The sequence below is a fragment of the Cupriavidus sp. GW821-FHT07C08 genome (assembly GCF_059419025.1).
Window position 1 is genome coordinate 1 of the sequence record NZ_JBWKQZ010000042.1, and the last position, 13,885, is coordinate 13,885.

At 66.3% G+C, this 13,885-nt stretch carries 13 protein-coding genes; 3 read left to right on the forward strand and 10 right to left on the reverse strand.

Annotated features, from left to right (window positions below):
* Positions 1 to 311 precede the first annotated feature (311 nt).
* On the forward strand, positions 312 to 1,358 hold the full coding sequence (locus AC07UK_RS35210) for a response regulator (RefSeq protein WP_114130958.1): 1,047 nt from the start codon (positions 312 to 314) through the stop codon (positions 1,356 to 1,358).
* A 27-nt stretch (positions 1,359 to 1,385) separates the two neighbouring features.
* Here AC07UK_RS35210 and AC07UK_RS35215 read toward each other — a convergent pair whose 3' ends face one another.
* The 9 genes from AC07UK_RS35215 to AC07UK_RS35255 form a co-directional block, all read right to left on the reverse strand.
* Entirely contained in the window at positions 1,386 to 2,639 is a 1,254-nt protein-coding gene (locus AC07UK_RS35215; RefSeq protein WP_436222615.1) for a THUMP domain-containing class I SAM-dependent RNA methyltransferase, read from the reverse strand.
* Positions 2,640 to 2,703: 64 nt separating this feature from the next.
* Positions 2,704 to 3,309 (reverse strand): 2-hydroxychromene-2-carboxylate isomerase, encoded by a 606-nt coding sequence (locus AC07UK_RS35220; protein WP_436222616.1) that lies wholly within the window; start codon positions 3,307 to 3,309, stop codon positions 2,704 to 2,706.
* Between the two features lie 45 nt (positions 3,310 to 3,354).
* Positions 3,355 to 3,777: a CopD family protein gene (locus AC07UK_RS35225; protein WP_013957963.1), complete on the reverse strand. Its 423-nt coding sequence runs from the start codon at positions 3,775 to 3,777 to the stop codon at positions 3,355 to 3,357.
* A 50-nt stretch (positions 3,778 to 3,827) separates the two neighbouring features.
* Positions 3,828 to 5,108: a glutamate-5-semialdehyde dehydrogenase gene (locus AC07UK_RS35230; protein WP_013957964.1), complete on the reverse strand. Its 1,281-nt coding sequence runs from the start codon at positions 5,106 to 5,108 to the stop codon at positions 3,828 to 3,830.
* A gap of 88 nt (positions 5,109 to 5,196) precedes the next feature.
* Positions 5,197 to 6,255 (reverse strand): DNA polymerase III subunit delta, encoded by a 1,059-nt coding sequence (gene holA / locus AC07UK_RS35235; RefSeq protein WP_436222617.1) that lies wholly within the window; start codon positions 6,253 to 6,255, stop codon positions 5,197 to 5,199.
* A 7-nt stretch (positions 6,256 to 6,262) separates the two neighbouring features.
* The gene (locus AC07UK_RS35240; RefSeq protein WP_013957966.1) at positions 6,263 to 6,778 is read right to left on the reverse strand and encodes an LPS-assembly lipoprotein LptE; all 516 of its coding nucleotides are present in this window, start codon (positions 6,776 to 6,778) and stop codon (positions 6,263 to 6,265) included.
* 34 nt (positions 6,779 to 6,812) lie between these two features.
* On the reverse strand, positions 6,813 to 9,434 hold the full coding sequence (leuS, locus tag AC07UK_RS35245; protein ID WP_494687789.1) for a leucine--tRNA ligase: 2,622 nt from the start codon (positions 9,432 to 9,434) through the stop codon (positions 6,813 to 6,815).
* A gap of 182 nt (positions 9,435 to 9,616) precedes the next feature.
* Complete coding sequence (gene dapB, locus AC07UK_RS35250; protein ID WP_494687790.1) at positions 9,617 to 10,414, reverse strand: 4-hydroxy-tetrahydrodipicolinate reductase; 798 nt, start codon at positions 10,412 to 10,414, stop codon at positions 9,617 to 9,619.
* Between the two features lie 111 nt (positions 10,415 to 10,525).
* Positions 10,526 to 11,149: an outer membrane protein assembly factor BamE gene (locus tag AC07UK_RS35255; protein WP_494687791.1), complete on the reverse strand. Its 624-nt coding sequence runs from the start codon at positions 11,147 to 11,149 to the stop codon at positions 10,526 to 10,528.
* A 245-nt stretch (positions 11,150 to 11,394) separates the two neighbouring features.
* Between AC07UK_RS35255 and fur the strand changes: the two genes are divergently transcribed.
* Positions 11,395 to 11,826: a ferric iron uptake transcriptional regulator gene (gene fur, locus AC07UK_RS35260; RefSeq protein WP_010813212.1), complete on the forward strand. Its 432-nt coding sequence runs from the start codon at positions 11,395 to 11,397 to the stop codon at positions 11,824 to 11,826.
* Positions 11,827 to 11,922: 96 nt separating this feature from the next.
* Here fur and AC07UK_RS35265 read toward each other — a convergent pair whose 3' ends face one another.
* On the reverse strand, positions 11,923 to 12,918 hold the full coding sequence (locus tag AC07UK_RS35265) for a LysR family transcriptional regulator (RefSeq protein ID WP_436222621.1): 996 nt from the start codon (positions 12,916 to 12,918) through the stop codon (positions 11,923 to 11,925).
* Between the two features lie 296 nt (positions 12,919 to 13,214).
* Here AC07UK_RS35265 and AC07UK_RS35270 point away from each other — a divergent pair, with 296 nt between their 5' ends.
* Positions 13,215 to 13,826, forward strand: coding sequence for a flavin reductase family protein (locus tag AC07UK_RS35270; protein WP_436222622.1), 612 nt, complete (start codon positions 13,215 to 13,217; stop codon positions 13,824 to 13,826).
* Positions 13,827 to 13,885: the final 59 nt, after the last annotated feature.

A 13,885-nucleotide genomic window follows, 5' to 3' on the forward strand; every position in this document is an offset into this window, starting at 1 on the left:
AACGAGCTGTTCTACATGGACAAGACCATGATGGTGTTCGGCGACGCCAAGAAGGTGGTCGAAGACATGTTCAAGGCGGTCGACTAAGGCCGTCCGCGCGCCGCGCGCAGGCCCGGGCCATCCCGGCCCTGCCGCGGGCGCTTCTCCCGCCCGGCGCCCCGCCGGGCTCCTCCTGCCGCCGGCCCTGGCTGCAAGGCCTGCCTTGCAAGGCAGCCATGGCGCGCTATACTGGCCTGCGAATGCGCACACCGGCTTGCCGCTTGCGCCACGCCCGTGCCTAACCACTGCGCCGAACTCCTGCCCGCCGCTCCATGACCTTCAACCCGCACGACAGGAACCTGTCGGTCTTCCATCACCCGGTCCTGACCGTCCTGGTCGATGACAGCAAGTCGTTCATCGACAGCCTGGCGTTCCAGATGGATGCCTCGCGCGCTGTGATCACCTTCACCGATCCGCGTGAAGCGCTGCAATGGATCCGCGAGGCCTATGCCACCCGCTTCCCGGGCTTCCTGCCGGTGCGTGTGACGCACGACGACCTGACCTTCCTGACCGAGCGGCGCACCGTGCAGCTCGACATCGACCGCATCTACCGCCAGATCCACGACTTCAAGCGCTTCCTCCAGCCGGGCGTGGTGGTGGTCGACTATTCGATGCCGCAGATGGACGGGCTGGAATTCTGCCAGGCACTGCAGGACCTGCCCTGCAAGACCATCCTGCTGACCGGCACCGCCGACGAGAGCATCGCCGTGCAAGGCTTCAACCACGGGCTGATCGACCGCTACGTGAAGAAGCATGAGAGCAATATGGTCGAGCGGCTGGACCAGGAAATCGAGGCCATGCAGCAGGCGTACTTCGCCACGCTGTCGCGCACGCTGCGCGAGCTGCTGACGCGGCATTCGTTCTCGTTCCTGTCCGATCCGGCCATCACCGAGCGCGTGCGCCAGCTGATCGCGCGCTATGGCTTTGTCGAGTACTACCTGTACCCCAACCCGGCCGGCATCCTGCTGCTGACCGCGCAGGGCCACGCCACGCTGATGGTGATCGAGACCCGCGCCGGGCTGATGAGCCAGGTGGAGTCGGCCGAAGCCTACGACGCCCCCGCGGCACTGATCGAAGGCCTGCGCGAAGGCCGGCTGGTGCCGTTCTTCTGGCCCGGCAACGGCATGTACACGCCAGCGTGCGTGGACTGGGAACAATACTGCCTGCCAGCAGAGCGCTGCGAAGGCAATGAAGAATTCATCTATGCGCTGTTCGACCTGCCGCGCCACCTGCTGCAGGAGCCGGTGGTCAGCCTGCAGAGCTTCCTGGCGGACTTCAGCCGCAATCCGGATGCACTGACGGGGCGCAAGCGCCCCTGACCCCGCCGCCCGGCGCCGCGGGCGCCGTCAGTCCGCCTGCGGCACCCGGTTGGCGCCGCGCACCATGTCGAAGCGGAACAGCCGGCATTCGATATTGCCGTTGTAGAGCGGCGTGCGGCGCGACTCCTTGAGCCGCAGCCGGCGCGGGAAACCCATGTCGCCGGTAAACACCCACGCCTGCCAGCCCGCGAAATGCTGCTTGAGCGTGGTGGCAAAGGCACTGGCGAACTGGTTGGCGGCGGCCTCCTCCACCTCGTCGCGCGGCATCTCTTCCTCTGGCAGGCGGCGCTGGCCGCGCACCGCGATCCGCTCGCCGTACGGGGGATTCATCAACAGCAAACCCGGCTCTTCAAAAGGCGGCTGCACGAAGCGCGCGTCCACCTGCTTGGTGCGCGCCTCGCCCGGTAGGCCGGCACGCTCCCAGTTGGCGCGCGTGATGGCCAGCATGTCGGTGGAGATGTCCGAACCCACCACCTGGAGTTCATCGGCCGAGGCCAGCATGCGGGCGCGCTGCGCGTCCGACTTCAGCTTCTGCCAGGCCTTGGTATCCATGCCCTTGAGCCATTCGAAGGCAAAGCTGCGGCTGCCGCCCGGCGCGATGCCAAGCGCCACCTGCGCGGCCTCGATCAGGAAGGTGCCGCTGCCGCACATCGGGTCGTAGAAAGGCCGGAAGGTCTGGCCCGGCACCCAGCCCGCCAGGCGCAGGATGCCAGCGGCCAGGTTTTCCTTCAGCGGCGCCTCGCCCTTCTCGGTGCGCCAGCCGCGCTTGAACAGCGGCTCGCCGGTGGTGTCGAGATACAGCGTGCAGTCATGCTCGGTCAGATGGGCATAGATGCGCACATCCGGGCTGGCGGTATCGACGCTGGGGCGCGCGCCCACGCGCTCGCGCAGGGCGTCGCAGACCCCGTCCTTGACGCGCAGCGCGGTGAAATTCAGGCTGCGCAGCGGCGACTTGTGCGACGTGATGTCCACACGCAGCGATTCATCGGGCGAAAACCACTGCTCCCAGCGCACGCCGCGCGCCAGCGTATAAATGTCGTCCTCATGCCGGTAGCCGCGCGCGGCCACGCGCATCAGCACCCGGCTGGCAATGCGCGAATGCAGGTTGACCGCATAGGCGGCGGCCATCTCGCCCGAGAAATTGACGCCGCCCGGCACTTCCTGGTGCACCGTGAACGGCGCCAGCGCGGCCATGCCCGGCATCGCGGCGATCTCGCGCAGTTCTTCGGCGAGCGCGCTCTCCAGGCCGCGCGGGCAAGGGGCAAAGAAGGCTTGGGTCATGTGTTGGGTATCCTGCAAACAAAAACGTCCGCCGTAGCGGACGGGGATCTATCCGAAGCTTAGCTCAAGCCGCCGCCAGGGCGCGGTCGAGGAAATCCAGCCGGTCCTGGCCCCAGAAGGGCTGGCCGTCATGGACGTACCACGGCGCGCCGAACACGCCGGCCGAAATCGCGTCCTGCGTGTTCTGCGCATAGGCCGCCTGCACCGACTGGGCCTCGCTGGCCTTGAGCAGGCTGGCGCCGTCCAGGCCGGCCTCGTCGGCGATCTGCGCCAGCGTGGCGGCATCGGCAATATTGCGCTGCTGCGCCCACACTGCCGCGCCAATGGCGCCGGTCAGCTGCATTGCGCGGGCTGTGCCGTGCGCCAGCTGCGCGGCGATGATCAGCTTGCTGGCCGCGTCGCCCGATACCGGGAAGAACGTCGGCTGCAGATGCAGCGGCAGGTCCAGGAATTCGCTCCAGCGCGCCAGCTCCACCAGGCGGTAGGCCTGGCGCTGGGGCGGGCGCTGCGACAGCGGCAGCCCGCCCGAGACGGAAAACACCTTGCCCAGGTCGCACGGCTTCAGGTTCACCTGCGCCCCATGGCGTTCGGCGATGGCGGCAAAGCGCGCATGGCCCAGGTAGACGAACGGCGACTGCGGCGTCAGGTAATAGTCAACCAGCTTGCTCATTTCGGTTCCGCAACAGGATTGGCAACAACAGACCGGGCGCCAGGCTCAGAACGGCTTGACGACCACCAGGATCACCACCGCCAGCAGCACCAGCACCGGCAGCTCATTGAACCAGCGATAAAACTTGTGCGAGCGCGTATTGCGCCCCGCCTCGAACTTGCGCAGCAGCACGCCGCAGCCGTGGTGGTAGCCGATCAGCACCAGCACCAGCGCCAGCTTGGCGTGCATCCAGCCCTGCCCCGCGCCGCGGCCGATGCCGTAGCCCAGGTACAGCCACAGCCCGAACACCACCGCCGGCACCGCCAGCATGGTCATGAAGCGGAACAGCTTGCGCGCCATCAGCAACAGGCGCTGCGTGCTGGCGGCGTCGGTTTCCATGGCCAGGTTGACGAAGATGCGCGGCAGGTAGAACAGGCCGGCGAACCACGAGACCACGAAGACGATATGCAGCGCTTTGACCCAGAGCATCGGCAGAGAGACGTTCGAGAACGATTGTTATTGTTGTTGGCGCGCGAGCGTCAGGTGCGGATCTCGCCGTGCCCGAATACCACGTACTTCAGCGACGTCAGCCCTTCGAGCCCGACCGGGCCGCGTGCATGCAGCTTGTCGTTGGAGATGCCGATTTCCGCGCCCAGGCCGTACTCGAAGCCATCGGCAAAGCGCGTCGAAGCATTGATCATCACGCTGGCCGAATCGACCTCGCGGATAAAGCGCATGCCCGCCGAGTAGTTCTCGGTGATGATCGAATCGGTATGGTGCGAGCCGTATTCGTTGATATGGGCGACGGCCTCGTCCAGTCCGGCCACGGTCTTGATGGCGAGGATCGGGGCCAGGTATTCCAGGCGCCAGTCTTCCTCCGCGGCATCGACCAGGCCGGTGAAGCCCGCCGCTTCCAGCGTGGCGCGGGTGGCCGGGCACACGCGCAGCTCGACGCCCTTCTCCTGGTAGATGCGGCACAGCGGCGGCAGCGCGGCGGCGGCGATGTCCTGCGACACCAGCAGCGTCTCCATGGTGTTGCACGGCGCATAGCGCTGGGTCTTGGCGTTGTCGCAGACGCGCACGGCCTTGTCCAGGTCGGCAGCGGCGTCGATATAGACGTGGCAGATGCCGTCCAGGTGCTTGATCATCGGCACGCGCGCTTCTTCCATCAGCCGCGCGATCAGGCTCTTGCCGCCGCGCGGCACGATCACGTCGACGTATTCGGTCATGGTGATCAGCCGGCCCACGGCAGCGCGGTCAGTAGTCTCGATCACCTGCACCGCCTCGGACGGCAGCCCGGCCGCGGACAGGCCCTCGGCCACCAGCGCCGCCAGCGCGGTGTTGGATTCGATCGCCTCGGAGCCGCCGCGCAGGATGGTGGCGTTGCCCGACTTCAGGCACAGCGCCGCGGCGTCGATGGTCACGTTCGGGCGCGACTCGTAGATGATGCCGATCACGCCCAGCGGCACGCGCATCTGGCCGACCTGGATGCCGGTCGGGCGGAACTTCATGTTCGAGATCTCGCCGATCGGGTCGGCCAGCGCGGCGATCTGCTCCAGGCCCGCGGCCATGGTGGCGATGGCCTTGTCCGACAGCGTCAGGCGGTCGATAAAGGCGGCGTCCTGGCCGTTGGCGCGGGCGCGTTCAACGTCACGCGCGTTGACCGCCTTGAGCTTGTCGGCATCGCGGCGGATGGCAGCGGCGATGGTCAGCAGCGCACGGTTCTTGTCGGCCGTGGAGGCACGCGCCATGGCGCGCGACGCGGCGCGGGCCTGGCGGCCGACGCGGTCCATGTATTGGTTGAGGTCGAGCTCGTTCATGTCAGTGGCCCTGGGGTGGTGGCCGTCAGTGTGTTTTCCGTCCCCCCGCCGCACGCGGCGGGGGGAGCAAACCTGTGGAGTTGCGCGTTCAGCGCGCGATCATCAGGGCAAGCTGCTGCAGCCCGTCCCATGGTTCCGCCGGCAGCGGGCTGCCGCCCGGTGGCGGCAGGTCCGACAGGCCCTTGACCTGGCGGTCCAGCCGCGCCGCCAGCGCCAGCGCCGCTTCCAGCCTTGGCAGCGCCAGGCGCTGCGCAGCCTGCGGCACCAGCCGCTCGCGCGGGCCCCAGACGCGCAGCTCGCGCATCAGCACGCCCGCCGGCTTGCCGGCCGCCAGCCCTTGCCGGACCTTGGATAATACGCGAATTTCCTCGGTCAGCGCCCACAGCACCAGCACCGTGGCCTCGCCCTCGCCGCGCAGCCCTTCGAGCATGCGCACCAGCCGCGGCACGTCGCCAGAGAGCATCGATTCAGACAGCTTGAACACGTCGTAGCGGGCCACATTCAGCACCGCATCGTGCACCTGGTCGAAGGTGAGTTCGCCGGGCGGGTACAGCAGCCCCAGCTTCTGGATTTCCTGGTGCGCCGCCAGCAGGTTGCCCTCGACCTTGTCGGCGATGAACTGCAGCGCACGCCGGCCAGGCTCGCCGCCCTCGACGCGCTGCTGCTGCAGCGACAGCCGCTCGCCGACCCAGGCCGGCAGCCGGGTGCGGTCCACGGAGTCGACCTTGATCGACACGCCGGCGCTTTCCAGCGCCTGGAACCAGGCCGACTTGGACGCGGCAAAATCCAGCCGCGGCAGCGTCACCAGCAGCACCACGTCGGGCGACGGCTGGGCGGCCACGGCGCGCAGCGCCTCGCCGCCGTCCTTGCCGGGCTTGCCCGACGGAATGCGGAGTTCAACGATCTTGCGGTCGCCGAATAGCGACATCGACTGCTGCGCCTCGACCAGCTGGCCCCAGTGGAAGCCGCGCTCGGCCACCAGCACGTCGCGCTCGGAGAAGCCGGCTTCGCGCGCCGCGGCGCGCAGGCGGTCGACGGCCTCCAGCACCAGCAGGTGTTCGTCGCCATGCACCACGTACAGCGGCGCCAGGCCCTTGGCCTTCGCCTGCCGCAGGTGTGCGTCGAGCCCGTCGAGCTTGAGCTGCATGCCGTGATCAGATGGCCTTGACGGCGGCCAGCCGGCGCATCAGCTGCTGCACGATATCGCGCTGCATGTCGCGGTACAGCTGCTGCTCTTCGTAGTCCTTGGCCAGCGTGTTGGCTTCGTTGTAGGTCAGGTCGCGCGTCAGCACCAGCTGCGACGGCGGGATCAGTTCCTTGCCGGCGGCGTCGCGCAGGCGGAAGGTGAAGCGCTGCGTCAGGCGGTATTCGCGCACCACGCCGGTGGTGGTGATCGACAGGATCGACTTGGTGCGGGTGTCCTGCAGCACGTCCAGCAGCGCGTCGGCCTCCTTCTGGTCGACCACCACCTGGGTGTCGGAGCCGCCGTGGATGGCGCGGCGCAGGTCCGCGCCCATCAGCGAATTGGCCGGAATCCCGATATAGAGCCGCTTGAAGGCGAAATCCGAGTTGCCGCGCATGTGGAAGCCGCAGCCGGCCAGCAGGCCCGTTGCCGGCACTGCCAGCATTGCCGCGAGCACCTTGCGGCGCCCCATGTTCAGTCGCTTCATTCTTGGCGATTCCTTGTCAGGTTCCGGGGCCAGCTTACAACACCACGTTGACCAGGCGGCCGGGCACCACCACGATCTTCTTCGGCGCCTTGCCCTCGGCGAACTTGGCCACGGTCTCGCTGGCGGCGGCGGTTGCCTCGATGGCGGCGCGGTCAGCGTCGGCGGGCACGGTGATGCTGCCGCGCACCTTGCCGTTGATCTGCAGCACCAGTTCGATCTCGCTGCGCACCAGCGCGGCTTCATCGACCTGCGGCCACGGGGCGTCGAGCAGGTCGCCGGCTTCGGCGGCGTAGCCCAGCTGGTCCCACAGGCCGTGGGTGACGTGCGGCACCACCGGGTACAGCACGCGCAGCAGGATGCCGAAGCACTCGCGGCGCGCGGCCGGCGAAGCGGTCTTGGCGTCGTCCAGCGCGTTCAGCATCTTCATCGTGGCGGACACCACGGTGTTGTACTGGATGCGCTGGTAGTCGTAGTTGGCCTGCTTGAGCACGCCGTGGATCTCGCGGCGCAGGTCGGCGTCATCGGCAGTCGGCGTGCCGCCGGCGCCGTCACGAATGGCCGCGGCGTTGGCATAGCCGTAGTTCCACACGCGGCGCAGGAAGCGCGAGGCGCCCTCCACGCCCGAGCCGCTCCACTCCAGCTGCTGCTCCGGCGGCGCGGCGAACATCACAAAGAGGCGCGCGGTGTCGGCGCCGTACTGGTCGATCAGCGCCTGCGGGTCGATGCCGTTGTTCTTGGACTTCGACATCTTCTCGACGCCGCCGATCACCACCGGCTGGCCGTCGGCGATCAGCGTGGCGCCCACCGGGCGGCCGCGCTCATCGGTGCGCAGGTCGACCTCGGCCGGGTTGTACCAGTGCTTCTTGCCCGAGGCGTCTTCGCGGTAGTAGGTCTCGTTGAGCACCATGCCCTGCGTCAGCAGGTTGGTGAAGGGCTCGTCGAACCTGACCAGGCCCAGGTCGCGCATGACCTTGGTCCAGAAGCGTGCGTACAGCAGGTGCAGGATCGCGTGCTCGATGCCGCCGATGTACTGGTCCATCGGCATCCAGTAATCGTTGCGCGCATCGACCATGGTGGCCGCGTCCGGGCAGGTATAGCGCATGTAGTACCAGCACGAGTCGATGAAGGTATCCATCGTGTCGGTCTCGCGGCGCGCCGGCTTGCCGCACGACGGGCAGGTGCACTGCAGGAAGCGCGCATCCTTGGCCAGCGGGTTGCCGGTGCCGTCCGGCACCAGGTCTTCGGGCAGCACCACCGGCAGGTCTTTCTCAGGGACCGGCACCACGCCGCAGCTGTCGCAGTGGATCAGCGGGATCGGCGTGCCCCAGTAGCGCTGGCGCGAGATGCCCCAGTCGCGCAGGCGCCAGGTCACCTTCTTCTCGCCGATGCCCTTGGCGCCCAGGTCGGCGGCAATGGCTTCGACCGCGGCCTGGTAGCCGAGGCCGTCATACTTGCCGCTGTGGATGCAAGTGCCGTTTTCCTTGTCGCCGTACCACTCCTGCCAGGCCTCGGTTGAGTACGGCTGGCCCTTCACGTCGATGACGGGCTTGATCGGCAGCTTGTACTTGAGCGCGAAGGCGAAGTCGCGCTCGTCGTGCGCGGGCACGCCCATCACGGCGCCGTCGCCGTAGCTCATCAGCACGTAGTTGCCGACCCACACGTCGACCTTCTCGCCGGTCAGCGGGTGCACCACCTGCAGGCCGGTCGGCATGCCCTTCTTCTCCATGGTCGCCATGTCGGCTTCCATGACCGAGCCGTGCTTGCATTCGTCGATGAAGGCAGCCAGTTCGGGGTTGTTCAGCGCGGCGTGCGTGGCCAGCGGGTGCTCGGCGGCGACCGCGCAGAAGGTCACGCCCATGATGGTGTCGGCGCGCGTGGTGAACACGTACAGCTTGCCGTCGTTGATCGGCTTGCCGTCCTCGCCCGGGATGTCGTGCGGGAATGCAAAGCGCACGCCCACGCTCTTGCCGATCCAGTTCTGCTGCATCACCTTGACGCGCTCGGGCCAGCCCAGCTGGTCCAGGTCGCCCAGCAGTTCCTCCGCATACTCGGTGATGCGCAGGTAGTACATCGGGATTTCGCGCTTTTCCACCACCGCGCCCGAACGCCAGCCGCGGCCGTCGATGACCTGCTCGTTGGCCAGCACGGTCTGGTCGACCGGGTCCCAGTTGACGGTGCCGGTCTTGCGGTAGGCGATGCCCTTTTCCAGCATCTTCAGGAACAGCCACTGGTTCCAGCGGTAGTAGTCCGGGCTGCAGGTGGCGACTTCGCGCGACCAGTCGATCGCCAGGCCCATCGACTGCATCTGCTTCTTCATGTAAGCGATGTTGTCGTAGGTCCAGGCCGCCGGCGCCACACCGTTGTTCAGCGCGGCATTCTCGGCCGGCATGCCGAAGGCGTCCCAGCCCATCGGCATCAGCACGTTGTTGCCGTTCATGCGCAGGTAGCGCGCCATCACGTCGTTGATGGTGTAGTTGCGCACGTGGCCCATGTGCAGCTTGCCCGACGGATATGGCAGCATCGAGCAGGCGTAGAACTTGGGCTTTTCCTTGCCGTCGGCCCCGGCCGCATGCTCCGACACGCGATAGGCGTCGATGGCTTGCCAGTGCTGCTGGGCGGCTTGTTCAACGGCGGAAGGAAGGTATTTGTCTTGCATGGTCGGGACAGCAGTCAGGACAACGTTTGCGCGGCAACTGGCCTGCCGGCATCCGGGGGAATCGTTGGAATGAGAGCAGCGGGCGCGCCGCTTGCGCGGCGCCCGCCGGGCGTGCAATGCGAAAGAAGACGATTATAACCGTGGCGGCAGGCCAGTTTCGGCCCTGCGCGCCCCGCTGCGCCTTACTTCAGGCCCAGCACGTCCTGCATATCGAACAGGCCGTTGGGCTTGTCGGCCAGGAAACGGGCAGCGCGCACGGCACCGTTGGCATACGACTGGCGGCTGGACGACTTGTGGCTGATCTCGATGCGCTCGCCGATGCCGGCGAACATCACGGTGTGGTCGCCGACGATATCGCCGCCGCGCACGGTGGCAAAGCCGATCGAGTTGGGATCCCGCTCGCCGGTGTGGCCTTCGCGGGCATAGACGGCGCAGGTCTTGAGGTCACGGCCAAGCGCATCGGCAATCACTTCACCCATCTTCAGCGCGGTGCCCGAGGGGGCATCGACCTTGAAGCGGTGGTGCGCCTCGATCACTTCGATGTCATAGCCGGTCGACAGCAGCCTGGCGGCCACTTCCAGCAGCTTGAAGGTGGCGTTGACGCCGACGCTGAAGTTGGCGGCAAAGACGATGCCGATCGACCCGGCGGCCTCGGCCAGCGCGGCCTTGCCGGCCTCGTCGAAGCCGGTGGTGCCGATCACCATCTTCACGCCGAGTTTCTTCGCCGCGGCCACGTGGGCCAGCGTGCCTTCGGGGCGGGTGAAGTCGATCAGGCAGTCCGCGCCGGCCAGCACCGCTTCCACATCGGCACTGATCGCCACGCCGGTCTGGCGGCCCAGCAGCAGGCCGGCGTCCTGGCCCAGCGCCGGCGAGCCCGGCACGTCGAGCGCGCCCGCCAGGGTCACGCCCTCGGTGTTCAGCACGTGTTCGATCAGCATGCGGCCCATGCGGCCCGATGCGCCTGCAATGGCGATGTTCATGGTGTCTGGCTCAGCGGAATATGCGCAATGCGCGGAAAGTGATCGAGCCGGCCATGCCTGGCCGGCCCGGAAAACTGGGGGCGCGCCGCCGCCGGCGCGCCGTGTGGCGGATCAGTTGGCGGCCGGCTTGGGGGCCGCGGCCGGCGCCGCTGCCTCGGCGGGAGCGGCCGGCGATGCCGCAGCGGCGGGTGCCGCTTCCGGCTGCTGTGCCTGCCGCGGCACAAAGTTTTCCACCGTGGTCTGCGGTTCGGCCGGTGCGGCCGCGGTGGCTGCCGCGCCAGTGGAGATCTTGCCCGGCGTCTGGTCCTTCAGTGCCTTTTTCATGCCGTCGATCTCGGCAATCAGCTCATACTCGGACGGCAGTTCATCGCCGCTGAATTTGACCAGCCGGTCGCCTTCGAAAAACACCGTATAGCGGCGCTGCTGCACCACCGGGGTATTGCCGCGGCGGAACGAGAACACGTAGTCCCAGCGGTCGGCGTGGAACACGTCATTCAGCAGCGGCGTGCCGAGCAGGAACTTGACCTGGTCGCGCGTCATGCCTTCGCGCAGTTGCGACACGGCCTCGCGCGAGACGAAATTGCCCTGCACGATGTTGATCCGGTACGGCGTAATGGCGTTGGCTACCTTGCGCGAGGTGGAATCGTAGGCTGAGCAGGCGCCGGCCAGCAGGGCCGCGGCCAGCAGGGAGACAACCAGCGTCGGGCGCATGGCGGACGAACGGATAGAACGCATGTATCTCGCTTCCGGGAGGGAAAGAAAAGTACCGCGGCAAGGTACCGCAAGGCGGGCACAAAAACGGCGCAAAATGCGCCGATTGCACCACACACGCCTGTTGCGCCTGCCGCGACAATCACATGGGACGGCAACGGTGCCGGGCGCGTGATGCCGACTTGGGACATCACTACCGCGAGCGACTTTTGCTGCCAAAACCCTTATGATTCAACTATCCAGTCATTGTACTCTAGGGAGTCACCCACATGCCGAGTCCGGCGGACCTCAAGAACATCGGCCTGAAGGCGACCGTGCCCAGGCTGAAGATTCTTGAAATTTTTCAGACCAGTGAACAGCGGCACCTGAGCGCAGAAGACGTCTACCGTATCCTGCTGAACGAGCATATGGATATCGGCCTGGCCACCGTCTACCGCGTGCTGACCCAGTTCGAGCAGGCAGGCCTGCTCTCGCGCAACAACTTTGAATCCGGCAAGGCGATTTTCGAACTCAACGAAGGCAAGCACCATGATCACCTGGTGTGCCTCGACTGCGGCCGCGTCGAGGAGTTCTTCGACTCTGAAATCGAGCACCGCCAGCAAAGCATCGCGCGCGAGCGCGGCTTTACGCTGCAGGAACATGCACTGTCGCTGTACGGCAATTGCACCAAAACAGACTGTCCCCACAGACCCAAACGATAAGCCTGCACGCTCCGCAGCGGAGCGCAGACGGGCAACAAAAAACCGGCGCCTGGCGCCGGTTTTTTGTTTGGGCTGCTCGCCGCAGGATGCTGCTGCTCAGGGCGCCTGCAGGTCTTGCAGGTCCTGTTCGGTCACCACCCGTGCCGGGCGTGCCGGCGGCAGGCCGACGAACTCGCCCACCACCTGGCGGAACAGGCTGCGCGCCCACACCAGCATCGGATGGGTGTTGCGGCTGCGGTGCCAGAACATGTTCAGGCCGAGCGTGGTGTTCAGTTCCGCCGGCAGCGGGAACGCCTTCAGGCCATAGGTCTCGCAGGCCATGTCCTTGGTCAGCGCATTGACGGTGAAGATCATGTCGGTCTGCGAGGCCAGTTCGGCCTGGGCACGCCATGAATGTACCGTCAGCGTCGCATTGCGCTTGAGCCCGCGCTGCTGCAGCGCGTAGTCGAGCGGGATCAGCGACGGCGCCGGGCGGCCGGAGCCGCCGGAATGCGCCATGAAGATATGGCCGCAATCCAGGTATTGCTCAAGCGAGCAGTGGTTCTTGAGCACCGGATGGTTCTTGCGCGCGCAAACCCACAGGTTCAGCGACGTCACCATCTCCTCGACGATTTCCGGGTGGCGGGTCGGGAACGGGGAAAAGGCCAGGTCAAGCTCGTTGGCGCGCATCGAGGCGACGTCCGTTTCCCACGAATGGGATTCGACCAGCTTGATATGCAGGTCCGGCGCCAGCTGCTTGATACGCAGCACAAAACGGTTGAATACCGTGTCGCCCAGCTCGGCGGCAAAGCCGATGCTCAGCGTGCCGGTGGCAATGGCCGGATCGAAATTGTCGGCATCGCCCTCATTGATCGACGACCACAAGTCCAGCATGTCGCGGATCTTCGGGCCCAGTTCCAGCGCACGCGGCGTTGGCGTCAGGCCATGCGGGACGCGGATGAAGAGTGGATCGTCAAAGATTTCACGCAGCCTGCCCAGCGAGTGCGATACGGCCGGAGCGGTCATATGCATCTTTTCCGCGACATAAGTGGCGTTTCGCTTGCTCAGTAGTTCGGTGAAGATCACTAAAAGCTTCGTGTCTACGTTCACCATGATCAGGCCTCGGTCAGATTATTCTTAGCTAGATGGCCCCACCACTTGCACTGGCTGCACATCAGATTTCAACGGCGTCTTAATAGTGTAAGAGGAAAAAACAAGCTCGGAAAGCAAATTCGGCATTTCTAAATTGGTCGTCTACGACATAATTCTGAAAAATTGCGCGTTTTTTCCACTAATGACCGCATTTGTGGACATTTCCCGCGCCGCAGCATCCACCAGTGCCTCGGCGTATAGTGGGTCCGCCGTTTCCATTTTTATCATTCTTTTCCGACGGCTCGATCCCGGCCATCATGCCTGAACATTTCCGCCTTCCCGTACCGCTCCCGAAAGCCTACCGCTTGTTGAACCACGGCCCCACCGTGCTGGTCAGCGCCGCCGCCGCCGGCAAGCGCAATATCATGGCCGCCGCCTGGGCCATGCCGCTGGATTTTTCCCCGCCCAAGGTGGCAGTGGTGCTGGACAAGAGCACCTGGACCCGGCGCCTGCTGGAAGACAGCGGCGAGTTCGTGCTGCAGGTCCCCACCGTCAGCCAGGTCGACCTGACCGAAGCGCTGGGCTCCAGCTCAGGCCTGGCGCTGATGGAGCAGGAAGGCACCGACAAGTTCGACGCCTACGGCCTGGGCACCTTTGCCGGCACGGCGGTCGGCGCGCCGCTGCTGGAGGGCTGCGCGGCCTGGCTCGAATGCCGGCTGCTGCCGGAGCCGGCCACGCAGCAGACCTACGACCTGTTCCTTGGCGAAGTCGTGGCCGCGCACGCCGACGCGCGCGTGTTCAGCAACGGGCGCTGGCATTTCGACGGCCATGATGCGCTGCGCACCATCCACCATGTGGCTGGCGGCCATTTCCTGGTGGACGGCGACGCAGTCGACGCGCGCCCGCTGACGCCCCGCCCGGCTGGCTGAAATCACTGCGCCGGAAAATGAAAAACGCGCCCGAAGGCGCGTTTTTCTTGACCGCGGAA

Bases quoted from the DNA above. Each gene is read 5' to 3' on its own strand.
- AC07UK_RS35210 (WP_114130958.1), top strand. From the start codon at position 312: ATGACCTTCAACCCGCACGACAGGAACCTGTCGGTCTTCCATCACCCG.
- AC07UK_RS35215 (WP_436222615.1), bottom strand. From the start codon at position 2,639: ATGACCCAAGCCTTCTTTGCCCCTTGCCCGCGCGGCCTGGAGAGCGCG.
- AC07UK_RS35220 (WP_436222616.1), bottom strand. From the start codon at position 3,309: ATGAGCAAGCTGGTTGACTATTACCTGACGCCGCAGTCGCCGTTCGTC.
- AC07UK_RS35225 (WP_013957963.1), bottom strand. From the start codon at position 3,777: ATGCTCTGGGTCAAAGCGCTGCATATCGTCTTCGTGGTCTCGTGGTTC.
- AC07UK_RS35230 (WP_013957964.1), bottom strand. From the start codon at position 5,108: ATGAACGAGCTCGACCTCAACCAATACATGGACCGCGTCGGCCGCCAG.
- holA (WP_436222617.1), bottom strand. From the start codon at position 6,255: ATGCAGCTCAAGCTCGACGGGCTCGACGCACACCTGCGGCAGGCGAAG.
- AC07UK_RS35240 (WP_013957966.1), bottom strand. From the start codon at position 6,778: ATGAAGCGACTGAACATGGGGCGCCGCAAGGTGCTCGCGGCAATGCTG.
- leuS (WP_494687789.1), bottom strand. From the start codon at position 9,434: ATGCAAGACAAATACCTTCCTTCCGCCGTTGAACAAGCCGCCCAGCAG.
- dapB (WP_494687790.1), bottom strand. From the start codon at position 10,414: ATGAACATCGCCATTGCAGGCGCATCGGGCCGCATGGGCCGCATGCTG.
- AC07UK_RS35255 (WP_494687791.1), bottom strand. From the start codon at position 11,149: ATGCGTTCTATCCGTTCGTCCGCCATGCGCCCGACGCTGGTTGTCTCC.
- fur (WP_010813212.1), top strand. From the start codon at position 11,395: ATGCCGAGTCCGGCGGACCTCAAGAACATCGGCCTGAAGGCGACCGTG.
- AC07UK_RS35265 (WP_436222621.1), bottom strand. From the start codon at position 12,918: ATGGTGAACGTAGACACGAAGCTTTTAGTGATCTTCACCGAACTACTG.
- AC07UK_RS35270 (WP_436222622.1), top strand. From the start codon at position 13,215: ATGCCTGAACATTTCCGCCTTCCCGTACCGCTCCCGAAAGCCTACCGC.